This is a genomic window from Rossellomorea sp. DUT-2, assembly GCF_052665285.1.
The window spans coordinates 345,983-371,633 of the sequence record NZ_JBQPEO010000003.1 but is presented as its reverse complement, the minus strand read 5'-3'; the positions used below and the strand labels follow the sequence as shown (position 1 = coordinate 371,633).

Annotated in this window: 34 protein-coding genes and 1 pseudogene; 9 read left to right on the top strand and 26 right to left on the bottom strand. The window is 43.8% G+C overall.

What is annotated here, in order from left to right; all coding sequences use genetic code 11:
* Positions 1–187 precede the first annotated feature (187 nt).
* Positions 188–739: a DUF3231 family protein gene (locus ACOSV2_RS12680; protein ID WP_428975392.1), complete on the top strand. Its 552-nt coding sequence runs from the start codon at positions 188–190 to the stop codon at positions 737–739.
* 173 nt (positions 740–912) lie between these two features.
* Here ACOSV2_RS12680 and ACOSV2_RS12675 read toward each other — a convergent pair whose 3' ends face one another.
* The 3 genes from ACOSV2_RS12675 to ACOSV2_RS12665 form a co-directional block, all read right to left on the bottom strand.
* Positions 913–1,266 (bottom strand): hypothetical protein, encoded by a 354-nt coding sequence (locus ACOSV2_RS12675; RefSeq protein WP_428975391.1) that lies wholly within the window; start codon positions 1,264–1,266, stop codon positions 913–915.
* Between the two features lie 41 nt (positions 1,267–1,307).
* Entirely contained in the window at positions 1,308–1,646 is a 339-nt protein-coding gene (locus tag ACOSV2_RS12670; protein ID WP_428975390.1) for a hypothetical protein, read from the bottom strand.
* Between the two features lie 115 nt (positions 1,647–1,761).
* Positions 1,762–2,223, bottom strand: a complete 462-nt coding sequence (locus ACOSV2_RS12665) for a hypothetical protein (RefSeq protein ID WP_428975389.1) — start codon at positions 2,221–2,223, stop codon at positions 1,762–1,764.
* A 141-nt stretch (positions 2,224–2,364) separates the two neighbouring features.
* Between ACOSV2_RS12665 and ahpC the strand changes: the two genes are divergently transcribed.
* Together ahpC and ahpF are read left to right on the top strand one after the other, a co-directional pair.
* The gene (ahpC, locus tag ACOSV2_RS12660) at positions 2,365–2,928 is read left to right on the top strand and encodes an alkyl hydroperoxide reductase subunit C (protein WP_397554154.1); all 564 of its coding nucleotides are present in this window, start codon (positions 2,365–2,367) and stop codon (positions 2,926–2,928) included.
* Positions 2,929–2,940: 12 nt separating this feature from the next.
* The gene (gene ahpF, locus ACOSV2_RS12655; RefSeq protein ID WP_428975388.1) at positions 2,941–4,467 is read left to right on the top strand and encodes an alkyl hydroperoxide reductase subunit F; all 1,527 of its coding nucleotides are present in this window, start codon (positions 2,941–2,943) and stop codon (positions 4,465–4,467) included.
* A 251-nt stretch (positions 4,468–4,718) separates the two neighbouring features.
* Here ahpF and ACOSV2_RS12650 read toward each other — a convergent pair whose 3' ends face one another.
* The 5 genes from ACOSV2_RS12650 to ACOSV2_RS12630 all read right to left on the bottom strand — a co-directional run bounded on the left by ACOSV2_RS12650 (position 4,719) and on the right by ACOSV2_RS12630 (position 8,193).
* The gene (locus ACOSV2_RS12650; protein WP_428975387.1) at positions 4,719–5,402 is read right to left on the bottom strand and encodes a Dph6-related ATP pyrophosphatase; all 684 of its coding nucleotides are present in this window, start codon (positions 5,400–5,402) and stop codon (positions 4,719–4,721) included.
* Positions 5,403–5,572: 170 nt separating this feature from the next.
* Positions 5,573–6,133: an AAA family ATPase gene (locus tag ACOSV2_RS12645; protein WP_428975386.1), complete on the bottom strand. Its 561-nt coding sequence runs from the start codon at positions 6,131–6,133 to the stop codon at positions 5,573–5,575.
* A gap of 63 nt (positions 6,134–6,196) precedes the next feature.
* Positions 6,197–6,589: a DUF5412 domain-containing protein gene (locus tag ACOSV2_RS12640; protein WP_428975385.1), complete on the bottom strand. Its 393-nt coding sequence runs from the start codon at positions 6,587–6,589 to the stop codon at positions 6,197–6,199.
* 231 nt (positions 6,590–6,820) lie between these two features.
* Positions 6,821–7,219: a flavoprotein gene (locus ACOSV2_RS12635; RefSeq protein WP_428975384.1), complete on the bottom strand. Its 399-nt coding sequence runs from the start codon at positions 7,217–7,219 to the stop codon at positions 6,821–6,823.
* An 80-nt stretch (positions 7,220–7,299) separates the two neighbouring features.
* The gene (locus ACOSV2_RS12630) at positions 7,300–8,193 is read right to left on the bottom strand and encodes a DUF6843 domain-containing protein (protein ID WP_428975383.1); all 894 of its coding nucleotides are present in this window, start codon (positions 8,191–8,193) and stop codon (positions 7,300–7,302) included.
* Positions 8,194–8,340: 147 nt separating this feature from the next.
* Here ACOSV2_RS12630 and ACOSV2_RS12625 point away from each other — a divergent pair, with 147 nt between their 5' ends.
* The gene (locus ACOSV2_RS12625) at positions 8,341–8,703 is read left to right on the top strand and encodes a DUF3243 domain-containing protein (RefSeq protein ID WP_428975382.1); all 363 of its coding nucleotides are present in this window, start codon (positions 8,341–8,343) and stop codon (positions 8,701–8,703) included.
* Positions 8,704–8,752: 49 nt separating this feature from the next.
* Here the strand turns inward: ACOSV2_RS12625 and ACOSV2_RS12620 are convergent, their stop codons facing one another.
* Positions 8,753–9,517 (bottom strand): STAS domain-containing protein, encoded by a 765-nt coding sequence (locus ACOSV2_RS12620; RefSeq protein ID WP_428975381.1) that lies wholly within the window; start codon positions 9,515–9,517, stop codon positions 8,753–8,755.
* Positions 9,518–9,773: 256 nt separating this feature from the next.
* Positions 9,774–9,980: pseudogene (locus ACOSV2_RS12615) on the bottom strand (KGG domain-containing protein); the annotation flags it as partial.
* Positions 9,981–10,201: 221 nt separating this feature from the next.
* Here ACOSV2_RS12615 and ACOSV2_RS12610 point away from each other — a divergent pair.
* Positions 10,202–11,392, top strand: a complete 1,191-nt coding sequence (locus ACOSV2_RS12610; protein ID WP_428975380.1) for an MFS transporter — start codon at positions 10,202–10,204, stop codon at positions 11,390–11,392.
* Positions 11,393–11,427: 35 nt separating this feature from the next.
* Here ACOSV2_RS12610 and ACOSV2_RS12605 read toward each other — a convergent pair whose 3' ends face one another.
* The 16 genes from ACOSV2_RS12605 to ACOSV2_RS12530 form a co-directional block, all read right to left on the bottom strand.
* Positions 11,428–11,886 carry a DinB family protein gene (locus tag ACOSV2_RS12605; RefSeq protein ID WP_428975379.1) on the bottom strand — a complete coding sequence of 153 codons (459 nt, stop codon included), beginning with the start codon at positions 11,884–11,886 and terminating at the stop codon, positions 11,428–11,430.
* 101 nt (positions 11,887–11,987) lie between these two features.
* Entirely contained in the window at positions 11,988–12,485 is a 498-nt protein-coding gene (locus tag ACOSV2_RS12600; protein ID WP_428975378.1) for a hypothetical protein, read from the bottom strand.
* Positions 12,486–12,502: 17 nt separating this feature from the next.
* On the bottom strand, positions 12,503–12,691 hold the full coding sequence (locus ACOSV2_RS12595) for a hypothetical protein (RefSeq protein WP_428975377.1): 189 nt from the start codon (positions 12,689–12,691) through the stop codon (positions 12,503–12,505).
* Between the two features lie 356 nt (positions 12,692–13,047).
* On the bottom strand, positions 13,048–13,323 hold the full coding sequence (locus ACOSV2_RS12590) for a hypothetical protein (protein WP_428975376.1): 276 nt from the start codon (positions 13,321–13,323) through the stop codon (positions 13,048–13,050).
* Positions 13,324–13,353: 30 nt separating this feature from the next.
* Positions 13,354–13,668, bottom strand: coding sequence for a hypothetical protein (locus ACOSV2_RS12585; protein ID WP_428975375.1), 315 nt, complete (start codon positions 13,666–13,668; stop codon positions 13,354–13,356).
* Positions 13,669–13,798: 130 nt separating this feature from the next.
* A complete protein-coding gene (locus tag ACOSV2_RS12580; RefSeq protein ID WP_428975374.1) occupies positions 13,799–14,038 on the bottom strand; it encodes a hypothetical protein in 240 nt (79 codons plus the stop codon).
* Positions 14,039–14,053: 15 nt separating this feature from the next.
* Positions 14,054–14,449 carry a hypothetical protein gene (locus ACOSV2_RS12575; protein ID WP_428975373.1) on the bottom strand — a complete coding sequence of 132 codons (396 nt, stop codon included), beginning with the start codon at positions 14,447–14,449 and terminating at the stop codon, positions 14,054–14,056.
* A gap of 76 nt (positions 14,450–14,525) precedes the next feature.
* On the bottom strand, positions 14,526–15,167 hold the full coding sequence (locus ACOSV2_RS12570) for a uridine kinase family protein (protein ID WP_428975372.1): 642 nt from the start codon (positions 15,165–15,167) through the stop codon (positions 14,526–14,528).
* Between the two features lie 28 nt (positions 15,168–15,195).
* Positions 15,196–15,435: a hypothetical protein gene (locus ACOSV2_RS12565; RefSeq protein ID WP_428975371.1), complete on the bottom strand. Its 240-nt coding sequence runs from the start codon at positions 15,433–15,435 to the stop codon at positions 15,196–15,198.
* Positions 15,432–17,195 (bottom strand): M3 family oligoendopeptidase, encoded by a 1,764-nt coding sequence (locus ACOSV2_RS12560; RefSeq protein ID WP_428975370.1) that lies wholly within the window; start codon positions 17,193–17,195, stop codon positions 15,432–15,434. Before ACOSV2_RS12560 ends, ACOSV2_RS12565 begins: the two co-directional genes overlap by 4 nt.
* Before the next feature lie 483 nt (positions 17,196–17,678).
* On the bottom strand, positions 17,679–19,097 hold the full coding sequence (locus ACOSV2_RS12555) for a bifunctional metallophosphatase/5'-nucleotidase (RefSeq protein ID WP_428975369.1): 1,419 nt from the start codon (positions 19,095–19,097) through the stop codon (positions 17,679–17,681).
* Positions 19,098–19,150: 53 nt separating this feature from the next.
* Entirely contained in the window at positions 19,151–19,423 is a 273-nt protein-coding gene (locus tag ACOSV2_RS12550; RefSeq protein ID WP_428975368.1) for a SunI/YnzG family protein, read from the bottom strand.
* Positions 19,424–19,525: 102 nt separating this feature from the next.
* A complete protein-coding gene (gene lepB / locus ACOSV2_RS12545; RefSeq protein ID WP_428975367.1) occupies positions 19,526–20,077 on the bottom strand; it encodes a signal peptidase I in 552 nt (183 codons plus the stop codon).
* Positions 20,078–20,254: 177 nt separating this feature from the next.
* Entirely contained in the window at positions 20,255–20,677 is a 423-nt protein-coding gene (locus ACOSV2_RS12540; protein ID WP_428975366.1) for a DUF4181 domain-containing protein, read from the bottom strand.
* 29 nt (positions 20,678–20,706) lie between these two features.
* Complete coding sequence (locus ACOSV2_RS12535) at positions 20,707–21,258, bottom strand: aspartyl-tRNA synthetase (RefSeq protein ID WP_428975365.1); 552 nt, start codon at positions 21,256–21,258, stop codon at positions 20,707–20,709.
* Positions 21,259–21,472: 214 nt separating this feature from the next.
* On the bottom strand, positions 21,473–22,063 hold the full coding sequence (locus tag ACOSV2_RS12530; protein ID WP_428975364.1) for a nucleotidyltransferase family protein: 591 nt from the start codon (positions 22,061–22,063) through the stop codon (positions 21,473–21,475).
* Positions 22,064–22,276: 213 nt separating this feature from the next.
* Here ACOSV2_RS12530 and ACOSV2_RS12525 point away from each other — a divergent pair, with 213 nt between their 5' ends.
* The 4 genes from ACOSV2_RS12525 to ACOSV2_RS12510 are packed head-to-tail and all read left to right on the top strand — an operon-like array spanning position 22,277 to position 25,612.
* Positions 22,277–22,807, top strand: a complete 531-nt coding sequence (locus ACOSV2_RS12525; protein ID WP_428975363.1) for a sigma-70 family RNA polymerase sigma factor — start codon at positions 22,277–22,279, stop codon at positions 22,805–22,807.
* The gene (locus ACOSV2_RS12520; RefSeq protein WP_428975362.1) at positions 22,804–23,733 is read left to right on the top strand and encodes a hypothetical protein; all 930 of its coding nucleotides are present in this window, start codon (positions 22,804–22,806) and stop codon (positions 23,731–23,733) included. Before ACOSV2_RS12525 ends, ACOSV2_RS12520 begins: the two co-directional genes overlap by 4 nt.
* 20 nt (positions 23,734–23,753) lie before the next feature.
* Positions 23,754–24,587, top strand: a complete 834-nt coding sequence (locus ACOSV2_RS12515; protein WP_428975361.1) for an ABC transporter permease subunit — start codon at positions 23,754–23,756, stop codon at positions 24,585–24,587.
* On the top strand, positions 24,587–25,612 hold the full coding sequence (locus ACOSV2_RS12510; protein WP_428975360.1) for an ABC transporter permease subunit: 1,026 nt from the start codon (positions 24,587–24,589) through the stop codon (positions 25,610–25,612). Before ACOSV2_RS12515 ends, ACOSV2_RS12510 begins: the two co-directional genes overlap by 1 nt.
* Positions 25,613–25,651 lie beyond the last annotated feature (39 nt).

Sequence of the window (25,651 nt, the reverse complement as noted above, 5' to 3'; positions counted from 1 at the left end):
CTATTAAATAGGAGGACGGCGTTTTGTGAAAGGACATATGTCCTAAGGGTTGCCGATTTTGTGATTTGGTAAACCGGGAGCCTAGGGGACAGGTACCGTGGCTCGATTTTTCATCCCCTCAAATGAAGACCAACCGATTAAAAGATAATAATTGGCAACACTGATAGTAAAAAAAGGATGACAATGCATGCAAAATCTCTTTGAAACCGCTTTTGATTACCTGCGGACCACCTTTGATACGGAAGCAAAGACACCGCCACATATCGGTGAAGCGATGGGGTGTTGGATCTATTTCACTGCCCTGGCAGAAGAAGTACCTGTCCTTGAAGCTGCCTTGAATACAACGACAGACAACGAATTGATCCAACTCATTAACAAATCAAAGGATCTTGGGGAACACCAATTGAAAATACTTCAACAATTTATGGTAGAAGAAGGCATCCCCCTTTCGAAAACCTCAGAACCCAGACCTAAATCCGACCCCAACAGTGTTCCCTTGGGGGCCAAAATGACAGATGATGAAATCGCCAACTTCATCTCCATTAAAATTGCCACGAATATTGTGATGTGCGCGACAAACATGAGCCAAAGCATTCGCAATGATATTGGTCTCATGTGGGCACGATTTCAGGCAGAAAAAATGGTGTTTGGGATGGAACTGAAAACAGCGATGCGCAAAAGAGGATGGCTAAAGGTGCCACCGTACTATTATCCTCCAGGGGCACCTAAAAATCAGTGAGCACCTTCATTTAAAAAAAGCTGAAGATCCTTTATCTGATCTTCAGCTTCTATGGTCTTGGAAGTCATGGGAACAAGTACGTTGACACCCTTTGACCACCAGCAAGTAATCGATAAAAATCAATCATTACCACTATAAATCTCAGACTAAAAAAGATCACTTGCCCCAGGGCATTATTTCGAGCTATGCCCCCGGACTCTCCAGAAATCCATCACTATCAGCACCAAAGTGATAACGACAATGACATAAAGAAGGCTGCTATTAATCAATTGCATAGTCATTTGAACCGCAAATAATAGCAGCAAAAACGACGTCCTCCAGATCAATTTTATCCTGCTCACCTTCTCCTCACCAATACCTTTACTGAATCTGGGGTAATAGATTCCCAAACCGAGCAGGACGAGGATTGTAAACAGATTGATAAAAGGCGTAAATCCTCCAAACAGATTCAATCGACTGATGGAAAAATAGAATATGATTAAATATAAAACCAGAAGGTACAGGTTGTACCGCAGTATGTATGCCATTTTATTGTTATCCCCCTTCTAATTTGCCTCCGGGCCTAACCTTATCCATGTCTACTCACTCTTCCCGCGTTCTTCCGCTTCCGAATCAACGACCCCCACCAAACGATCACATACATATAACCGAACATAAGATAAAGAGCCCATAACTCCCCTTTTCCCAGGTGGCTCAGCCATTGCTCAAACTCATTCTGATTTCCCTCTCGATAAATTCCATTCACAAAGCCGACAACCGGAATGGAAAGGGTGACAAAGATGGTGATCATGGCCCTCCATATATCCTGTTGTTTTTTAATTGAGAAGAAGGCTGATGCGATCGTTAATAGCATGAGAGAATAATAGAGTAGCCAAAACCAATTTGGCAGGGTTTCTGTAGAATACATGTATCTTCACCTCTTTGTTTATGTATTTTTCGCGAGCATTTCTCTTTATGCTCTCATTCGACAGGCAGGAATCTAATCCTGCACCACTTCATAAATTCCACTCCGATGGCTTTCATCAATCAGTCAAGCTGACGTAATAATATCCCACATCCTCCAAAACTGCCTGCACTCCTATAAATGACGTAATCGCATAATACACCGCGCCAAGAGCCAAACAGGCTATGATCACCCCACTTACCCGGGGGATATGTTTCGTTTTTTTATAGAAGACCAGTGAGGTTATGCAGACAATAATAAGGTATGACATGGATAGAATGAGCCCGAATGTATGACCGCCAAGCTCATTCACAGCCGTTCGAAAACGATCCAGATAATCTTGATTCCCCTCGTTCTCGTCAATCGTCACCAGATGATCTTGATAACCGATTTTCCATATGAGCCCATCTTCCCCCTTTAAGACCGTGTACTGATAACCACCCGCTTCCCCTTCCCCGATCACTAATGGCGACCCCGCATAGATATGGACGGGAAGCAGGGTGAAAATCGTCATAAGCAGGACAAGCAATTGTTTCTTCAACTCAAATCTTCCTTTCTATCAGAACCTCAATCTTTTCCCTTGACAAAGAAACGTATTTATATAATAATAAATATCGAATTAGAATTATTATAATCTATTAATGATTCTCAATCACACAAACTACTAGGAGGAATTTACACTATGTCATTAATCGGTTCACAAGTCGTACCATTTAAAGCAGAAGCATTCAAAGATGGTGAGTTCATCACTGTTACAGACGAAAGCCTGAAAGGTCAATGGAGCATTTTCTGCTTCTACCCTGCAGACTTCACATTTGTATGCCCGACAGAACTTGAAGACCTTCAAAATAACTATGAAACTCTTAAAGAGCTTGGCGTAGAAGTATATTCTGTTTCTACGGACACTCATTTTACACATAAAGGCTGGCACGACAGCTCTGAAAAAATCGGTAAAATCAAATATGCAATGATCGGTGACCCGTCACAGCGCATCACTCGCGGTTTCGACGTATTAAATGAAGAAGATGGTCTTGCTGACCGCGGAACATTCATCATCGATCCGGATGGTATCATCCAGGCAGTTGAAATCAATGCAGGCGGAATCGGCCGCGATGCAGACATTCTAGTAAGCAAAATCAAGGCGGCACAATATGTGCGCAACAACCCAGGCGAAGTGTGCCCGGCTAAATGGCAGGAAGGTTCCGACACTCTTAAGCCAAGCCTTGATCTAGTTGGTAAATTATAAGGAGTGCTGAGCATGCTTGAAGCAGATATTAAAGCACAATTAGAACAATACCTGCAAATGATGGAAGGCGACATCGTCCTGAAAGTCAGTGCAGGCGACGATGACATTTCGAAGGATATGCTGGCTCTTGTCCAGGAGCTCTCTTCCATGTCATCACGCATCAGTGTTGAAAAAGCAGAACTGACAAGAACACCAAGCTTCAGCGTGAATCGTCCTGGTGAGGAGACCGGTATCATTTTTGCCGGGATCCCTCTTGGACATGAATTTACGTCACTGGTTCTTGCCCTCCTTCAAGTGAGCGGCAGAGCACCGAAAGTGGATCAAAGCGTCATTGACCAGATCAAGAGCGTCAAAGGCGAACACCACTTCGAGACGTATGTCAGCCTAAGCTGTCACAACTGTCCTGATGTCGTACAGGCACTGAACATCATGAGTGTCCTGAACCCGAACATCACGCACACGATGATTGACGGAGCTGCCTTCAAGGAAGAAGTGGAGCGTAAGAACGTCATGGCTGTTCCCGCTGTCTACCTGAATGCTGAATTCTTCAATGGCGGCCGCACGACTTTAGAAGAAATTCTATCTAAAATCGTGGAAGGTCCCGGCGCAGATGAGCTATCGGACAAAGATCCGTATGACGTCCTTGTCGTCGGTGGCGGACCTGCAGGAGCCAGTGCCGCGATCTATGCTGCACGTAAAGGCATCCGTACAGGAATCGTCGCGGAACGCTTCGGAGGTCAGGTCCTTGATACCATGAGCATCGAGAACTTCATCAGCGTGAAACAAACGGAAGGTCCGAAGCTTGTAGCAAGCCTTGAAGAGCATGTGAAGGACTATGGCATCGATGTCATGAACCTTCAGCGCGCAAGCCGTCTTGAGAAAAAAGACCTTGTCGAGCTTGAGCTTGAAAACGGTGCGGTCCTGAAGAGTAAGAGTCTGATCATCTCGACAGGTGCACGCTGGCGTAACATCGGCGTTCCTGGTGAGCAGGAGTTCAAGAACAAAGGAGTGGCGTACTGCCCTCACTGTGATGGACCACTGTTCGAAGGCAAAGATGTCGCTGTCATCGGTGGAGGAAACTCCGGAATCGAAGCAGCCATCGACCTTGCAGGAATCGTCAAGCACGTAACGGTCCTTGAGTTCAATCCTGAACTGAAGGCGGATGACGTTCTGCAGAAGCGTCTTCACAGCCTGCCGAACGTGACAGTACTTACGAATGTCCAGACACAGGAAATCACCGGTACTGATAAAGTAAACGGAATTACCTACACGGATCGCGATACACACGAAGAGAAACACATCGAACTGCAAGGAGTGTTCGTCCAAATCGGTCTCGTTCCAAACACAGACTGGCTCGGCGACCTTGTAGAACGCACGAAATTCGGTGAAATCGTCGTGGACAAACATGGTGCCACCAACGTCCCTGGCGTATTCGCCGCAGGAGACTGTACAGACGGCCCATACAACCAAATCATCATCTCCATGGGATCAGGCGCGAACGCCGCACTTGGCGCATTCGACTACCTCATCCGAAATTGAGATTTTTAGAGGTCCGTCCCTCGTTTTGAGGGACGGACCTCTTATGTATTACTTAAAAGCCTCTCCCGATTTCTTCACGAATAACTATAAATAAAGCTATCATGAGCAAAGTAGCATCGATTTCCTCACCTTATTAACCTACTGAATTTTAACATATCTACTCGTTTATTGCCTGTTAACAAGTGAGGGACGGACCTTCTGTTTCAAGGAAACAGAAGGTCCGTCCCTCCAAAAGAAGTTTTATAAAGGCTCTAAACCGGCACCAAATCCCTATACAAGAACCGATCCCGTCCGCTTCCCATGTCCTGGGTGACTCTCTCTTCCCCCAGTTCGTACCCAATCGCAAACCCGAAATTCGGTCCATCAAACACAAAGGAGTGAAACTCCCCGTTCTCCCCGCAGATATCATGAGTCTCTTCAGGATAATCCTTTATGAACGCCTCATCATACACTCTACCTGCGAAAGACCGATCCAATTGATCCATATCCACACAAGTGATGACGGTTTGAAACCCAAGGTCAATGAATTCACGGCCGAGTTCCCCGACAGGCCGATCCCAAAGTGGAAAGACCGGAGTGATCCCCGTTCCCGAAAGCATCTTCTCCCTATACTCCCGAACATCCTGAAGGTGAATATCCCCGTAGACCATGTGCGTGATCCCGTCCTCCAGCATATCTGAAACCGCCCTCTCCATCCTTTCCTGATACATCTCATTCGAACACTCCTGCGGGATCCAGACTTCACGAAGCGGAATCCCTAGCGACTCCGACTGCTTCTTCAACAGCTCATGCCGGACTCCATGAATCGAAACCCGGTCGAAACCTTCCGTCAGGGTCACGAGCAAGGAATCTATCTCGTACTCAGGATTTTGTTGAATTTTATATATCGCCAGGGTGGAATCCTTTCCACCGCTGAATGCTATGACTGTTTTCATGTTCGACCTCCATGTATACGATTTTGTCATTCTTCCACTATCTTAAAACCATTATTTCAAAGGCTAGCAATGAACTCAATCATTACTTCGTGGAGATACATTTATGTAAATTCCACGAACGCCGTGAAATAATCAAAAAAAAGCTTGGGTACCCAAGCCTATTTTCAAAATTACAAGTTGAATCTTCCTTTGATAACCTTCGCCACTTCTTCTTCACTTAAGTCTGTATTGTTGATCTTTATATAGTTTGAATATTTTATTTCACCTTCCAAAGAATTCAATCTGTAGGTCTCCATCGACGTCTTCAAATCATTTTCAGACCATTCGATATCCCTCTTTGACGGCTTATGTTCAAGTCGATTAGAACTTTTATTTCTCTCAAGCCTTTCTTCTAAATCTGCCTCAAGCTCGACAAAGTAAACCGTGCCTCCCCTGGACTCGAACAACCGGGAGACTTCATTAACATAATCCCAGTCCTCTTGCATATCAAATGCCCAGACGTAAGTGAAAATCATTCCATACATATCACTCTTTGCTGCTTCTTCAAATATCTCACGACGAAACAGACTGACTAATCTCTTTCCTTCTTTCGTCCCGTAGTCAAAGAAATGAGCGACCAAGTCAATCGTCATGTGATTATGGAAAAGTTTCAAATCCGTTATTTTAGCTAATTCTTGTCCAACTGTCATTTTACCAACTGCCTGAGGTCCAAATACAAGAACAAATTTCATAAGCTCCCTCCTCCATTAAGAATTTACAACATTATGTATCACCGTTCTGGAACTCCCACACCTCTATTGATGCCGAAAATCAAACTCCTCACCAGGCACATCCAATGACACCTCATTGATCACAACCGTATCCTCATCTGTCCACGTAATCTCTGCCGTCTCTTCTCGGTAATTCCAATAGATATTTTTCCTCTTGCCCTCTTTTTCGTTATAGACTAACTCACCCCTGACAGCATAGGCAGTCGTCGCTCCCCCATTCGTCACATAGGCCCGCAATGTGTACTTCCCGTCCGGGGACGATTCTTCTATCAGGAACTCCCCTTTCGGCAACCTGTCCATATCATAAAAAGCCCAATAGACCCCATATATCACGAATGCCGCGACACACAAACAAAAGATGCCCAATATAGTAAAAACTACTTTCTTTTCGGTTTCTACACCTGGATTTGACCCCATGTTATGTACTCCTTTTGAAATGCTTGCATTATTGTTATCAATTTCTCAGTAAAAATGGCCTCTTAGGTGAAAAAAATAATCCTGGATCGGCCAATATACTAGAGTCACACCACCACTCCGCTCCATCATAATAATTCACATCCATATATCAGCGAATCGCCTCAATCAGGGACGGACCTCCATTCTCTAAAATACGAACTCTTAAAGGAGCGTTTGGAGGTCCGTCCCTCTTTAAACTCTTCTCACAACCCCCGTCTCAATATAACTCCTCACCAACTTCCAATCGTCACCCTCCACTTGCTTAAACGTATCAAAGAACAAGTGACATGTTTCCATCGCTTTCCCATTTAACACAATCGTTGCAGAAAGAATCGCCATCACTTCATCATCCTTCAAAGGAATGACCGATACCTCATTGATTTCCCACTCTGCGCGCTGTTTTTTCACAAAAGCAAACCCCTGCTTCCAGCCTTCAATGGATTCCTCATATCCAAAATCCACGACTTCTCCAGCCCTGATTTCCCTTGCTTGAAAATCCGAAGAAATGAATGTCTCCAACTCTGTAATAGACGAATTCTTCCAAGCTACTATAAATGCATCAAGAAACGGCTTAAATATATGTTCGTTCATCCTTACCTCCTAAACTATGTCACTACCAATTATTTCAAAAATGAGCCATGAACTCAATCCCATATAAAAAAGAAGCTCAACTATTCGTCGAGCCCCTGCTGATCATTATAATACTTCCCGATCTCCCGCCCCTGTGCAGAGTATCGTTCATTCCCTTGTAAGGAGAACTCCTCCCCGCAGGCCGAATTTGTCACCTGGAATTGATCATATACAATCTCTTTTCCATCAGAACTGGTCACGTCTCCACCTCCTCTATGGTGAATACACTCACCTTCAAGGCGGGTCCGATTTCCTTCTTCATCCACATAGAAATACTGATTCTGATTTATGCTATAACCCCTGTCCTGCGTAGAGGTTTGATAAATTCCATACCGTTCAATATCCGTCCTCATCAACGTGGGCAGACTCTCAATCTCTATAGGAATGACAGTAAACTCTCCATCTTTTTCAAGGGAAGGTTGGTCGGGCATACCATAGAAGATGACAATCGTACCTTCGTATCCTTCAGGAATCAGGTAACGGTTTTTGATTATTTCTCCTTGATCGTTACCGGATATCCAATTCACACCTAACATCACAATCGCCACAGCGCAGACCACGCTACCTAATGTGAAATAAAATCGCTTGTTCTCCCGGTGAGGACCCGGTGTCTTTTTCCTTTTCAACCATTCATCTATGAAGAAGAATATTATTGCACAAATGACAGCAATCCACGCAAACCCGTCTATCACAAAATACGTAATAGCTCCAAAGAACGCATGGATGAATGCCGCAATAAACAACCGTCCCTTGACGAGCTTTCTCGTTAACCAATCCGATAGCAAGGACACGGGTGCCCCATACGCGAGGTTACCGGCAAAGGAATATGTAAAGACAATAGGAAAGAGCCAGATGCCCCCGTCCAGTATGGTAAAGATCATCAAAAAAGTAGAAAGAATCAAACTCGTATAAATGGCCGGCTTTAATTTATTCATTCCATCAACCTCCATATGAGATTGTGAATCATTTCACATTATAAAAGTATCATAACTTGTGATTTGTTGGAAGGAAAATATGCAGGTTTTTTTCTGAATGTATCTTACCTCTCTTCCAAAACACCCCATACCTCAATGTGCTTCCCATTGTTTAATGTTATTCTGCAGGGGAAAGACACTAATACAACTAATAAGGAGGAATTCATTATCGCACACGATCCAAAACAGGCAGCCGCACAAATGAATGAAGACAAAAAGGAAGAGATCCTGCAGCATTTCGACTCTTTCAAGAACTATTTAGGAAATCAAGTCCAAAAGGGTGAGAAATTAGGTCTTGGTGAGGAAGCTCTTTCTAAGGGGGCTAAGCGCGTGGCCGACTATTTAGCAGAGCATGAGGAGCCACGAAACCGGGAACAGAAAGTACTGAATGAGATGTGGACTGTGGCTAATAAGGAAGAACGGGAACATATGGCCCATGTGCTGGTAAAGCTTACCGATCAAACCAACTGAATCACACACGGACGCCCCCAACGGTATGACCGCTGGGGGCGTTTTCTTATTATTCTTCCTGAACATTTATATGCATATAAGCAAGGGCATCTTTCACTGTAGCAAGCGTTGTGATCGATGCAAAATCGATGTTCTGGTTTATGGCACTCATGGCCATTTCCGGCCGTAAACCCGTAATAATCGAACGTACGCCAAGTAAAGCCAGCACACTCGTAATCTTAAAAAGGGCATCTGTGACGACTTGATCCAATGAATAGACACCGGAGAAATCAATGATCACCTGATTGACGTTCTGTTTTCTTACTTTTGCCGGAATGATATCGAGGAGCAGGTGGGCTTTCTCTTCATCAATCTTCCCGACGATCGGAAGGACAGCAATATCGTCCAGCAAGGGAACCAGCGTAGCAGATAATTCGTTTATTTCATCCACCATTTCCGCTTGCTTCTTTTCCCTTTCTTTCCTGTCCGTGATGTCATGTACATACGTTTGAATCGCCTTGGTATCCCCTATCATGAGGGGATGACAATACAATTCGACTTCCACGGTTGATCCGTCCGTTCGATAGACCGTTTCCTCAATGACATCTGCGGGGTTTCCATATGCGGATTGGATTCTTTTCCTGATTGCGTCCTTTGAGGATTCCCGGAAGATATCCAAGGGACTTTGGCCCATGACACCTTCTTTATCCGTCCGAAAGAATTCCTCCGCCGCCCCGTTCACATAAATGATTTTGTAATCCGTATGGATGATGAGTGGATTTAAGGAATATTCCATCACCTCGAGATATTCTATTTCTGCTATGTCCTCACTCACGATGCTCACTCCCTTTCCCTAACGATAGCGTTAATATCTATAGTACGCAAGAGATAAGAGAAACCTTCCCCCTCCAACACATGACCTTTATCACTTACATGTGTCAGGACTAAATATTAATAGCCCCTGGACCGGTAGACATAAAAAAGACCTGTCATAGATGTTTGACAGGCCTTTTGGGTTTCCGGAACGATCCGGCAATTTAGTTGTTTGAGTTGTTAGATCTATTGGAGCTATTGGAATTATTGGAGCTGCTCGAATTACCGGACTGGCTTCCGCCTTTCGCCCCAATTTCCTGATAGAATTTCTTGTCGTGATTTTCTGAAGTTGCTTCTCCACCTTTTTCACCGATCTCTTGGTAGAATTCTTTGTCGTGGTTCTTTGCTGTTTGTTCGCCGCCTTTACGACCGGCTTCCTCGTAACTCATTTTGCTGTTGTTGTTATTGTTGTTACTGTTAGACATAAATAAAATCCTCCTTAAGTTTAGTAAAATGGTGTTGTACGTTTGTACATTGGTTTTATACCTCGTGAGTTGAGGACTAAACACAAATGTATCTTTTTAACAATTTTGTAATTTAATTTACACTGAAGGAGGATTCATGAATCCTTACTATTAGAAGTGCTTCCCCAAGAGGGGTATGATAAAGGTATCAAAGAAGATTAGTAGAAAAGGAGTCTTGCTACATGGATTACATCAAACGGGGAACACCGGCCTTTAAACATGCAAATCTTGCCCTGTTTGCAGGCGGCTTCAGCACTTTCGCCATCCTGTGGGGAACACAGCCCCTGCTTCCGGATATCGCAAATGAGTTCCATATCTCACCGGCCACCTCAAGCCTTAGCCAGTCTTCCACTACGATTGCCCTCGCTATCAGTCTATTAATTGCAGGATCCTTATCTGACGTCTATGGAAGAAAATCCGTCATGACCTTTTCGTTACTGGCATCTTCCATTCTTGCCGTATGCACAGGATTTGCATCAAGCTTCCATATGCTCGTTGCCGGCCGGATCCTGTTGGGGATAACGCTTGCCGGACTTCCCGCCGTCGCCATGGCCTACTTGGGTGAGGAAATCGAAGCGAAGAGTCTCGGGATGGCCATGGGATTATACATCAGCGGAAACTCCATCGGGGGAATGTCGGGCCGGATCATCAGCGGCGTCCTTACCGACCATTTCAACTGGCATATCGCGTTGATGGGTGTGGGGATCATCAGCTTGATTTCAACCGTCATCTTCCTTGTGCTTATCCCGCCGTCTGCCCATTTCAAACCGCAAACTTTTCAGCTGAAATCATTGGCGGGATCCCTGTTCAGCCAATTCAAAGTACCGGGGCTCACCCTTCTCTTCACCATCGGATTTCTGTTGATGGGAGGATTCGTGTCCCTCTACAATTACATTGGATTCGAACTGATTGCACCACCCTATTCACTGAGCCAGACCGTAGTCGGCTTCATCTTCATCGTCTATATCGTCGGTACCTTCAGCTCGACCTGGATGGGGATGCTAGCCGATCAGTATGGAAAAAAAAGAATTTTGCCTCTATCGTTAATCATCATGTTATCCGGGGTATTCATCACCCTGCATCCGAATCTGTGGGTAAAAATCATCGGGATCGCCATCTTTACCTACGGATTCTTCGCCGGCCACTCCATCGCCAGCAGCTGGGTCGGACGTCTCGCCATCCACGATAAAGCACAGGCGTCAGCTCTCTACCTATCCGCCTATTACGCGGGATCGAGCGTCGGTGGTACCGTCAGCGGTAGCTTCTATCACCATTTCGAATGGTCCGGTGTGGTGTGGATGATCGTAACTCTTTCCGTGATCTCGATCGGGATATCGATACGATTGGGGAGAAGGAACGTGGCACAAACATAAAAGAGGACTTGCCATCAAGTCCTCTTTCTTAGGAGTTACCCCTTCACACCAGCTTGCGGATCCCACGACCCCTGTAATTTTCTAATATAAAGAATTTGTCCTGCATGGTAAGTGGTGTGGATGGTGAGGTGGGCAATGCTATCAGTCCAGTTATTCAGGTTCGCTTCATCTGCCTCTTCAACCGCTTTCTTCCAGTCAGCCATCAATTGATCTATCCTCATGATCGTTTCTTCCCAACTGAGACCTTCCCTGTTCAAAAACGTGCTCTCACCTGTACTCTCTTCATTATCGACCCCATTCAATCGATTTAAATGGCGCTGATTATAGTAGATGAGATGATGGATGATTTCAGAAATCGAATTGGTGGCCTCATTCGGCTTCCACGTTGCCTGTTCCTCCGTAAGACCGTTGATGGAATTGATCAACGAGACGAACCATGTATTCTGATCGTGGCAGGCATCCAGTTGCATAAGTAAGACTTGTTTAGCATTCATTTTATTTCCCTCCTGCATTTTCATATCACTTATACTTTCAAGCTGGAGAGGGGTGTTTCCTTTTTACATATGGATTCTCCATTCAAAAAAGTCCTCTTTTTTTAAAAAGGGACCTCCACCGTTTCATGAAACGTCATCCCGAAGTACCGATACTCGATCATCACACGATTGACTTCTTCGTCATGAAACACATTCACCGCATGGATGGTATCGTCTTTTGTGGCAGTTCCATCCTCCAACTTCTTATACTGTTCTTCCTTAGATGGGACCGCTTTAACCGATACATCCTCTATATTTTTAAAGCTTATTTCTTTTGGAAGCTCATCTTGATCATCGTCGTCTGTGATGAAGTACCCTTGGATGAGGTTACTCACCTGCATCTTCACCTTTTCAGGAGCTTCATCGTTATTGACGGTGACTCCCACCACTTTCGCATCACTGAAACCATGATTCGTCACCTCCACCAGAACAGATGTCCCATCCACATTTTGACCAATGACGCCAACCTCCATTGGGGGATTTTCTCTTATCCAGAAATAAGTGCCTCCCACTACGGCAACCACCACGAGCAGTACAACTGCAATCCAACGTTTTTTCATCCGCGTAGCCCCTTTTATTATCTCCCAAAAAACTCCGGCAACGGTACACCAAGATCGAATAATGCGCTCGTCACAAGAAGGATCAGCAGAAGTATCACACAGAGCATCACGATCACCGTCCAGATTTTATGGGAAGAGTCCTCACGCTTTTTCTTCCGATATAGCTCTTGAACCCGTTTTTGCTTTTCATTTGTATGTTGAGTCATGTGTTCCTCCTTACCTATCGCAATATTTGATTCTCCAATAAATATCCGTCCCCTCATTCCCTGTTTTCACTCTAAAATATTCGCCAGCCCATAATAATAATCCTGTTTTTCCCAAGTTTAATATATCTCCAATTCTATGTTGAGAGCACTATATCGGAATAAAAAAACGATCCTAAGCGTGGACCGTTTCGATTACAGTATGGTTCTCTCCGCATTACAAAAGTATTTCCTAATGAACTGATCGCGCACTCCTTTATAATAGAGAGACTTAAAACCCTGAACCCATATCAGCCTGTTCACCTTTACCACCAGAATCATCATGAACTCCTACTTTTAAGGGAGCGGACAAATTTAACCTACAAATCACTTTCCTTTTTCACTTGAAGCTGATGATATCCCCACAATACAGCCACCAACCCCATCACAAATAATATCCCGCCACCTACCAAAAAGGTATTCATATATCCTCTTATCACAATGTGGAAATATCCCGTATCCGCTTCTCCACGACTGGCTAACCAGGCATCTGCAAAGGAAGTTCCGAAGTAAACGTTAAAAAACAGCATGATAAAACCAACAATCACTAACGCAGCACCTAAGATGATGACATTGGTCAAATAATCTTTTGACATCGCTTCTCCCCCTATATGGAGTTCATCTAATTAGAAATAAGTAACCATCATCATCACAAAGCTGATCAACGTAAACAAAACCGCTCCATAAAACACTCCCCCTACATTGCTTTTCAGTTCATTATCCTTTTGAATCTTCCACCCTGCCTCGCTCGCTTCCAGAGTGGCCCCCTTGGATAACGCACCGCCACTGCTGTTGAAAAAGAAAAGTCCCACCGTTATTCCGAGACCGATGAAGAAGCTCCATTCCCCGTAAGAAAAATTGAATAGAAGGCTCCCGATCCAGATAGCAATAGAAAGAATCGCAGCCGTTACTAATGACGTTCTTGTTATGAATTTCTTCATATTTATACCCCCTCGTATGACTTATATTTACGAATGGAGGCTCTGAGAAGTTTCAATTTTCAGTCAACGTTGCATTGTAATACTTCCACTCCTACTGCAAACTAAGCTTATCTTCTGTTGATAAATTCCCTTAAAGCGCTTTATCCATGTACCCAATCAATAGAAATCCTATCACATGAGGTAATATCTCACTCATAATCCCTAAAACCATGAAAAACATTCCATACCGTTTTTTCTCGTAGTCCTTTTTTAAGACCAGCCCCACACAAAAGGCGATGATACCGTGAAAAATCCAGGGAGTGAAGAAGGCCAAAATGACCGACAACCAACCGACGAATATCAGTATGTTCGTGCCTTTCTTATCTTTCATAGTATCTCTCCTGTCTTAAATAGACTGGTTTCTTGGAGCAGACTCGAAAAATGCCCCTCTCACATAAATCGTATAAATCAAGACGATGACCGAGAAAACAACATTTCCTATAAAGGGCTGTTGAAGTTCGTTCGTTAATAATAGGAAACTAATGACTCCAAATAGGACCGAATACATGATCAATAACCAAAAACCCCATTTTTTCATTCTCATGTATCCATAAACCATCCACAAGGAAAAGACCGCCACCACCATTCTCATGATTCGTTCAGGTACGACCGTTACTCCAAATCGCTCTGAAATGCTAATGGTGTCGGCACCAGCTTGATAAAAAATAGCAGTATACAATAATACGATGCTACCAAAAATATAAAAATAACTAATGATTGATACACCTAAAGGTCTTTTCACCCTTTTACCTCCAGCGGTTTTTATGTCATCTAACTAACTACCAATTATGTTAAGAAAACCATAATTAGAACTGTACCTACTCTATGTCCTTCTCCACCCAATACCCCTCTTCAGAATTCCTCACCACTACATCAAAATTCTCATGCTTCGGATGCATAAATACCTCATATTGAATTCTGCGCTCGTCGTGGGTTTTCCTTAAATACTCCACATCCATCCCTCTTTCGGAAACATCGCGGATTCCCCTTCTCATGAGCTCGGTTTCACCATCCGTATAGAAATAAATCTTAAGGTCGTAAAGATCCGGTTTGCTGAATGCAACAGACATCCCTTCTACAATCGTCAGGCTATTTCGGGACGAGATGAGCCGACTTCGCTCATAGGGGACGTCCAGTGTGTAGAAATCCATTCCCTCCCTCACCATCTTGACGTCCCGGTCGAGGGCGAATAGATGGTGGGCAGCAGGATGGCAGGCGGTCATTTTGGATTGATGGATGTCATTGTTGTATTCATATTGAATGGAGGTGTGCTTCCTGACGTCGGAATTGACGATATAGGAATCTGTGTTGATATAATTGACCCTATTTTCTTCCAGGAGCGTCAAAAGTTTTTTGGCAAACGTAGTTTTACCGGAAGCACCGTGTCCTGAAATGCCGATGACCATTCTGCCATCCTGCTTGTTTAATCGATTGACTATGTTATGTAAGACCTTGTCCATGAATTCTCTCCTCATTCTTAAGCTATTCTCAATCATCCCCGCTGACATCGATTTCTGAATCACCCTCGTCCCCATCCTTGTGCCGATCAAGATTCCGGTCTGGATGCCCCATTTCAAACATCCGATTCCGCAACCTTAATTGCTTGATGACCATTGCCAGGAAGAAACCGGCCAACGATAGGTAGAGCAGGTAATCGAGATCGAAAAACAAAGAAACACATAATAATAGAATGGAAGGAAGGGCAATTAGCCATTGTATCTTTTTCATCGGGAAGCTGCCAATCTCACAAATTCCTCGCTATCCTCTACACATAGCCTCATCCCTTTTTCCCAAAAGGCTTCCTCCGTAATGTCTTCCCCCAGATGCTTCATGACAAGATCTTCAGCCGACATGCTCCCTGAATCCCGCAAGAGGTGCATATAATGATCCTCAAATTCTTTCCCCGTTTCCTTCGCCCTGACGAAGAGATTCAGTGCGAGTAAATACCCAAAGGTGTAAGGAAAGTTATAGAAAGGAGATTCTGTTTTATAAAAATGGGGCGTCCATACCCATGAATGAACCGGAATCTCATCCAGGGAACCGGCATAACCTTCTTCCATGGCAGCCCCCATCAGTTCGTTCAAGCGTGCTGCCGGGACAAACCCCTTTTTCCGTTCTTCGTGAAAATTCTTTTCAAAGATGAATCTGGCATGGAGGTTCATGAAGTTCATGACGCTGCGCTTCAGTTTCTCATCGAGGAGAAACAGCTTTTCTTCGTCCGTCTCCGCTTTCTCCATGGCCGATTCCAGTATGATCATCTCAGCGAAGGTCGATGCCGTTTCGGCCAGGCTCATAGGGTAAGCTTTGTTCATCCCGTTCACCGATTTCATCGCATGGTTATGAAAGGCATGACCCAACTCATGCACAAGGGTCAATACCCCTTTGAATGTGCCGGTGAAGGTCAGGAACACCCTGGACTCCCCCGTTAACGGGAACCCTGCACAAATGGGAACCGCTGACTTACCCGGACGATTTTCTGCCTCGACCCAGCCTTCACGGAATGCTGTCTCCGCAAACTGCCCCATTTCAATACCAAATGTACGAAATTGCTCCTCGACCAAAGCCGCCGCCTCACCGTATTCCATTCCTTGATGGCGATGATTCATCGGGGACCAAAAGTGATAGGACTTCATTTTGGCATCGCCGTTCATTTCTGCCTTCACATTCAAGTATTGGGCAAACGGTTCCTTATATCTCTCCATCACCGAAAACATCGCATTCAGCGTTTCTTCCTTCATCCGGTTTTGGGCCAGAGGAATATGGAGGACGTCCTCGATCCCCACGCTCCCATACATATTCAACCGGAAACCGGCCAAATGATTCAGGATTTGCGCAAACTGCCCCTCATGCTCGGTCCACTTTTCCACCAGCGCTTCATGAGATTCTTTTCGAACGGAAGCATCGTGGTGCGAACGCAGATTGATGGCCTGCCCAACAGAGAAATCCTGACCATTCACCTGGACTTTAATGCTGCTCATGAACGATTGATAGATCTGTCCCCAGGCGTGGTACCCGTCTGCCATAAGTTCAGACACCTCCTGCGAAGGCTCACGGTCCGCTTCATCCCGCCACTCTTGGAGGGTGAAGCGATACTCCTTCAGACCCTCTGATGCAAGCAGGATCTTCCACTCCGATTCCCCTGCAAGTGCTAATTTCTTTTTCAGGTTACTCGTAATAGAGTCATATTTTGATTGAAGAGCCGTGGTTTCCCCTCTGTAGAATTGTGCTCCCTGGTCTTTCGGATTTTCTGAAAGAAGACAGATGGCGTAGGATCTTGCTTGTGATATGGACATCTTTATGTCCCTAAGTCGATCAAGAACATCGACCAGTTGATTCGACTCCAGCATCACCTCTCGCATGATTTCTTCCAGGTCGGAAATTCTGTCTTCCGTCTGTTTCATATGATTATGTAATTCAGGTGATGTGCTTCCACCTTTGAAGATGCTGTCGAGATTCCATACTGGTTTATATTTTGTGTGAGTCATCATTATTCCCTCCTATCAAGCTCCGAACGAAACGTATGTTCTTACTCTACCTTATTTTGTAATTTGTTCCAACTTATACTAGTCTGAAATTCAAAAAGTTTGAATCCTACTAATTTTAAGGAATGATAGCTTGAACCCCACTCACAATAAGCTAAAGAAAGTTTCCCTTTCTTCTGATTCACTAAAATCCTCAAGATTTTTTGACAAAAGGATCATAAGTTGGAAATTAGGGGTCATAACTCAAAAACCCGGATCATAAAGTGCTGAAACCGGGTCATAAATCCTCAAAGCGGATCATAAATCACGGAAACCGGATCATATATTCCAGGAAGGCATGAAATTTTTATAAATGAACAGACAAGTGAACCTACATTGAGGCTTAAAAGCACACTTTCAAGCCCAAAAGTGATTATTTTATCAAAAAAAAGCAGAATTCTATCTCAAAATGACGAACTCGATAAATGTCCCGCCCTGAACCTCAACCATCTAACGATTGACCATCACTAATCTATCCCGGCCGGCTCTTAAATAGTTCATAAACACATCCTTCACCATCTCTGTCTTTCCAACCTCGATCAACTTGTTCCCTTTTACCGACGTGTATCCACATACCTCTTCGTACAATAACGGAGATCCTGTCCCTACCAAGTAGACCTTCTCTTCCACCAGGCTTTCCCCATTCACTTTAACATCGGAAATTACGCCATCATGACGACTCCATGTAACTCCAGAAAACCCTAAAGCCCCAATCGGGATGCCATGCGGCCTGAATCCATTTCCGTATACCTGTTTGGAGGTAATCTCCCCATTAAAACTATCCTCTATCAATCTCGCAATTTGTTCACCTTTAAGCTCCATCAACACAGGGGAATGCATGCTTTTGCATCGATTGTACACATCCCCCTTCGTCACATCGCCCGATTCCAGGTCTTGGTCCACTGCTGCTCCCCCATACATAATGCCAATCTCAGACTTCCAGTAGCCCCGAACAGCATCTGCCATTAATTGAATGACATCACCATGGGTAAGTTCTTCCCTCGTCGTGAACAATACCTCAGACAGAAATTCATTCGTTTCCTCACGACCCTTTTGTAAAATGGCTTCCATGCTGGCATCGATTTCGGATTCGAGAGTGATTTCTACTAATTTCCCTTCGAATGATTCAATCGTATAAGGACCCTTCTCGGTATGTAAATCCAATTGCAACTCCCCGACAAATTGCCCGTGAGAACCGGCTTGAACAATCACGACACCTGATTCCACAACGGGACTTTGAAGCACCGTATGAGAATGAGCCCCTACGATCACATCTACCAGGCCACTAACATCTTTCGCGATTTCCACATCGGCACCATACCCCAGATGGGATAGAAAGACGATGACATCCGCCCCCTGCGCTTTCAAATCAGACACGGCTTTTTTGATGGCCGTAAGGGTTTCCCGATTCCTGAATCCATGCTTGTTCTCATAAAGATCCTCGAATTGATCGGTCGCTCCAAATAAGCCAACCTTCAAACCATTATCCACTGTCACAAGAAGCGTTTCCTTCATCCCGCCGATGGGAGTCCCATCACCCTCAACAAGATTCGATAACAACCACGGGACACTGGACTCCAGGCTATGCTTTCGAATCAACGCCGGTGTCGATCGCAGCAGCTCATTATTCCCCACCGACATCGCATGATACCCGACATCCGCAAGCATTTCCAAATGCATATCGCCATTCGTCGCAAGGCACTCATTGATGCTCATATCCAAATGATCCCCGCCATCCAGTAATAAATAACTTTCCCCTCTCTCTTTAAGTTCACTGACACGTTTCTTTATGTATGCAGCCTGCCGTACGACCAGATCATAGTTTCCGTGAAGGTCATTGGTGTGAAGAATGGTGATGGTTTTATTCATATGTAGTTCCCCCTTTTTATAAGTGCTTGCTTAACTCGATGTCCGCGTAGTGATCAGGACCGTGGTCTTTGTGCCCCAATGTACGACAAAATCTTCTCTTTCAAACCAGCATTACTTGTGAACAGAATATACGTTTCTGAACTTGTCTGGATGACGACTCTATCCGTATGTCCATATGGATAACCAATTCTCATTGCTGTTTTCTCTTCACCGCCATATGTATCGTCATTTTTCACTTCTTTAATATCAGATAAAGGAATATTGATGTTACTCAATTGCCACTTAATATTTAAGTTATCGTCATTTTTTGATACCTTTACTTCCATATCTTACACTCCTAATTTTATTTACATTTACGAAAATTCCGACAAAACCTTCCAGATTGGTCACGAAAGTATTACGAATTTGTAGCCTCTTTCCAAAATAAACTACTCCCCCACAATCCTCATATCCTTAAGCGGATAAAACACCACATTCGTAGTCCCTACAATCTCCTCCATAGGAATCGCGCCAATATGCCGGCTATCCATGCTATCCCTTCTGTTATCCCCCATCACAAACAGATGACCTTCCGGAACGGTCGATTGTCCAACAGCCGTATCCTTCAAGGTAAAAGGTATGGTCAAGTCACCCTGTACATTCTCTTTTTGCTCATCCAGGTAAGGCTCCTCATACGCTTTCCCGTTTACGTATAACGTGTCTCCTTTATACTCGACCGTATCTCCAGGGAGACCGATCACACGCTTGATATAATCCTGTTCCTCATTTGCGTGAAACACAACGATATCAAACCGCTCGGTGTCCCCTAATTTAGACACAATCATCCGTTCCTGGTCCTTGAGCGTCGTATTCATGGAAGATCCCTTCACCATGATAGGAGTGACCAAGAAGGTACGGACAATAAATACAACAACTAATGCGATCACCAAAGCTTTCACCCATTCTAATACCACATTTTCCTTTACAACCACGCTCTCCATCCTCTTTTCTATCCTTAAAAATGAAAAAAAGCATCTTTTACACTGCTGCCCTTTTTACTTTTTCTTACATACGTTTGAAACTGGTGAAAGTTTCATTTATTGGAAAAAACACAAAGAAAGCTGAAGATCAGCTGGTATAATTGAACTCTATCTCTTGGACAGTTAATCTAAATATGATTATTCAAACAATCCCAAAAAATCAGTGCTGAAGATCAATAACACCGACAATGAAAGAAAGACTAGCTGAGAAATAGTGAATTTATAATCATTCCTATTTTCTGCGTATCGCTTCTCCATAACAGCAGTAACTGTTTCAGACAAAAGAATGAGAACAATAAGCAGGATATGAGTTTTCAAAAACCATATTCTCTCTAATGGTGACTGAGTGGCATTATAAAAACCGCCAACGACAATCAGAAGAGCAAAAGTTATTCTAATCGTCCAATCTATCTTCTTATGTTTTTCATTCAAATGATGATAGGAGAAAATCTTCTTCTTTTTAACATTAAATAACTTTCGCATTCCTTTATTAAACAAAAATATCAGTAAAGCATAACCCGCTATAAACAGAATGAATTTTAACCAGAATGGATCCATCATACCTTCTCCTCCCCCTTGTCTATTGGATTCTATAAATCTACCGAATCAATGATTTCCCGAGTATCCTCACGCAGCAACTTAACCTGCTGAGCATTAAGGTTTTTATCGCTTTCAACATACCAAAGATATAGCCCCTCCAATTGATATTCCTTTACTATCGAGGGGGATAACATGGCCAAATCTAATACCTTAGCTTCTTGATCGTCAACCATCACCACTCTTTCATCACCATTTCTGATCAAGCCATACACCAAGCCCTCTCCATGGCCTTCGATTCCCTGCAGCTTTTTATATTCTCTTTCAGGATCCATCGACCCCCAGGTAAACACCCCGCTTTTCCAACCGAATATTCCCTTTCGAACCACCGTAGCCCCTAGATTGGTTTTATCTTTAATGAAAAAGTACAGGGATTCATCCCCCATCTTATAGGCAGGAATCAACTGGAGACCCTTATCCACGGCTTGAATGGCTTGGTACGGTTCCGTATAAGAATCCTGGTCTTCTGCATAAGTCCAGGAAGCGGATAGGGCTATAACAACTATCAATAAAAAAACATATTTTAGAATGGTAGATTTTTTCACGTTTTCTCCCTTCTTTATTTTAGGAATAATAAGTGGGAAACTTCAGCGCAGATTTCATATAATCAAAGTCTCGATGTGGTTCATTCCCTCGATCGCTGAAAATCCTCAACGGTCAGTTAGATTAAAATCAAGGGCTTCGAATAAATAGCTATTCCCTGCATGAACCCATCATTCAAGGTATTGTTTCCAACTCAATAATAGTATCATTCCGACATTATTCCAAAGCAGTCTTCCCCTTATTTATATGGTGAACGACAACCCCAGGCCAAGTCCCCTTCCAATCCTTCTTCCTGATCCGCTCTTCATAAATGGAAACCCGCTCTTCCGTCTCTCTAAAAAAAGGAGTCGGCTTCACTTCAAGATTGATTACATCATCCAATCCACAAGGAGCCGTCAGGACCAACTCACCTTCCCTGTCCATCCTCACTCCAAGAGCCGTGACTGTCTCAGGAAACTTTGAAATTGCATCCTCGGATGAAGTATAGGGAGGAAGGTCGTTTACAACATGCATCCTTGCCTGATTCTTAACAGACCAGGGGATGAGGGGCATGATGGATCGTAAGTCTGCTTCTAACCTTTTTTCGATTTCTTCATCAAGATTTTCTTTATCAAAATAGATGACGTCCACATCTTGCGTATGGGCTCTCTCTTTATATCCATGAAGAGTGTCCCATATTTTTGAACGCACAAATCCTGCGCAGATCCACCAATCCGGTAGATTCAATGATCCTGCGGTCTCAATAACCTCTATCATGCCGGGATCGTTCTGAATCAACTTGATGACATCTTCTTTATTATTAACCATCTAAAAAAATCCCCTCCAGCCAAACGAACATACATTCTCATCATAGCATAACAGGTATATTATTCCATTAAATACTGTAAAACAAAAACCTCCACCTCAGATTATGGTACCATTTTTATACAATCAAAATAATGTAAAATTTATTTGAACCAAATCCCAAATTTTCATATCTAATGATAAACGGCCAGGAAGTACGTAGGAGGTGTGGGCTTTTTGCCGGATAACAAACTCATCAGGAAAGCGAAAAAAGGACATCATCCATCATTTATAAAATTGATGAAACAATATGAACAATCCATGTACCGTGTTTCAAAGGGAATTTTAAAGAAAGATGAAGATTGCGCCGATGCCATCCAGGAAACGATCTTGATCTGTTACAAGAAAATGTCTGACCTGAAGGAAGAGAACTATTTCAAAACGTGGTTGATCCGAATTTTGATCCATGAATGCTATGCTCTGCTAAATAAACGAAAAATGGTCATTCCTGTCCGGGAATGTCATGAACGGGATAAGACGGAATTCGATTTGAAGCTTTCTGTGCAGGAAGCCGTATCATCCTTAAACGATTCTTTACGAACGGTGATCACTCTTTATTACTTTGAAGACCTGACCATCAAGGAAATAGCAGAAATTGTGAATATACCGGAAGGAACCGTGAAGTCACGGTTATCAACAGCGAGACAGCAGTTGATGTCGTTTCTGGAAGAAGAACAACCCCCTTTGAAAAGGAGTGCCTGGAAATGAAAGGAGAACAGTTTGACTCGAAAATGAAAGAGTTGTTTCAAGATGAGCCACTCCCGTCTTCTGTCAAAAAAAGAATTGAAGAAACGTATGACATGATTGAAACAGAAGGCAGGAAAAAAAGGCGTTTTTTTTCGTTACCCTTAAGTAAAGGCATTAAGGCCGCGCTGATCGGTGGAGGACTCGTTACCGTTTCCACTGTGGGCGTACTTGCTTCACAAGGGTTTCAGCTGTTTGATTCAAATGGGGAAGTGGTCATGGAATTGACTCAGCCTGATTCAGACATCAAAGAGTGGGATGCAGGGGCAGCCGAATCGTTTAAGGAGAAGGTGAAGCCTGGTGAAGCCCTTATTTACTATAATGTAAGTGACTATCCCGAGAAGAATTTCACGGTCTACAGGCAGCCAAGAAGATTTTCGGATTTTGACACGTATAGTGATTCCATTCAGCATTCCTATAGCCCAAGTGAAACCCTTCCTTTCGGCTTCCGATTTGCAAGCGGCAAAATGACCGTTGATGCAGAACCAAGCCAATTCAAACGAGCAGAATCGGAGCTTTATGCCAAAGCCAGACACAGCGATAAAGACATTCTCGCCAAAATAGTGGAGGTAGAGGAAAAGGACGATCAAATCGTGACCGTGACCGAGTATCGAAATGACGAGACCGAAGTCTTTATACGAAGCTCCTCCAAGGTGGAATTATACGAAAATATGCCTTTGGATGACGGCGAGCTGGTCATTACCAAAGTTAAACTGAAGAGGCATGATGCCTTTTACCTTAAACAGGAGATGGGGGAATTTCCTTATCAGTCCATCTTATGGATCAAGGAATATGACGGAGAGAAGATCATGTATGAAGTGCTCACCTATTCTCTTGATAAAATGACGAAACAACAGCTGATTGAAATCGCTGAGAAGGTCGATACATAAATGAATAAAGGAGATTTAGTATGAAAAAAGCAGGATCATCCATCTTACAAATCGTGATGATAGTAACCGGAATCTTTGCCATCAGCCTCCTGCCTTCCATCATCAATGAAGTATGGCAGATTCTCTCGGGGTTCTTTTCCATCGCAAATTTAGTATACATCAACCCGATTTCCGGGGTGAAAAGAGAGCTTTTCCCCTTCTTTTGGAATGCATATGAATATTCACTGATTGTCTTTTTTTCAGCGTTGTTTCTTTCCTTGTTGATCGCCATCGTCGTCCTGTTCTTCTACTTCCTGATCGGCAAGCCCTTTCAGCTAGTGATTGATTCCATTTCCTTTGTCTTCAGCTCACTTCCAGACATTTTCATCATTGTGGGAAGTCAACTGCTCGTCGTATGGCTGTTCAAGAAGACAGGTGTTTTTCTGTTCGACTTTGTGGCACTGGGGGAAGATAGGGCTTATCTGTTGCCGATCCTTTGTTTATCCCTCCTTCCGACCATGTACTTCATCAAGACCCTGACCGTATTGATGAATGAGGAATTTGATAAGCAATATGTAGAGCTTGCCAGAAGCAAAGGTTTGTCTTACTTTCGCATCTTGATCATCCATGTGTTCCGGAACACCATCATCAGTCTTGCTTACCACGGTAAGAACGTCATGGCACTAATGTTGTCCAACCTACTTATCTTGGAATATTTATTCAACATGCTGGGAGTAACCACTTTCTTGTTCTCTTATAATACCCCCACCCTTTTCGCCGTTACATCGATCCTGCTGTTCGTCCCGCTTTTTTTATTTTTGAAAATGGTCCAACGAACAGCCAATTCCATTACAGGTAATGAGGTGGACTTATAATGTCGAGGGTCATCAGACAGCCCCTATTCATTTTAGGATTTCTTACGATCTTTCTTATTACACTTGCCAGCATTATTCACGCGACCCATTTCGATTCAGCCATCCCACAGACTGAGTGGTTGAAAGACAGTGAAGGAAATATGATCGCCGGAGCTCCCTTAGAACCAGCCAAAGACTATCCTTTTGGAACAGATAAATATGGGAACCACATGCTTGAAAAGCTTCTTCAAGGGGCCAAATATACGTTTGGAGCCACTTTTTTGACATCTCTTCTTGGATTTTCACTGGCTTTCCTATCGGGAACCCTTCTTGCCTTTTGGAAGAAACAAGGATCGATGGCCATGGTGAAGGGAATGTCATCGTCTTTTTATTTTGTTCCATTATCCATCATCGCTTATAACATCCTTCATCCTGTTCTTTGGGAGCCACCTGAAGGCTTTGTCTACTCATTAACCGGAAGAGTCATCTACGAAATCATCATGCTGGCCATTATCCTCACCCCAACGACCGCTCTGTTGATTGCGGATGAAACGAGGGAAATTTTAAAGAAGGAATTCATCGAGAGTGCCATCACTCTGGGGGCATCTCCCTTTCACATTTTCAAGAAGCATGTGATCCCTCACCTGCAGCCAAGACTCTTCATCATATTCCCGAGGATCGTCGTTCAGGTGCTGCTCATCATTGCGCACCTTGGCATCTTCCAAATTTACTTTGGAGGAACCTCGGTATGCTACGACATCTATTGTGACCCGCCCATGCCCATTGCCAACGAATGGTCCGGGCTGCTCGGCATGTATATCAAACTGATCAATTATCAGTGGTGGCTCGCCATTGGACCTTTAGCCTGCTTCACCATCTCCATTTTGGCGGTCAACAGCATGGCAGCTGGTATTGAAAAAGGGCTTGCTCCGCCAAAAGTGGCTCATAGAAAAATCAGATCCCGGAGAAAAAAGAGAGCAATGTCCATTCAAGGCACTACCTACAAAATGGATCCTAAAGATTTCAAAAGAATCTCAAACGGATAAAGCAAAGAAAGGGAACTCCAGGATATCACGGAGTTCCCC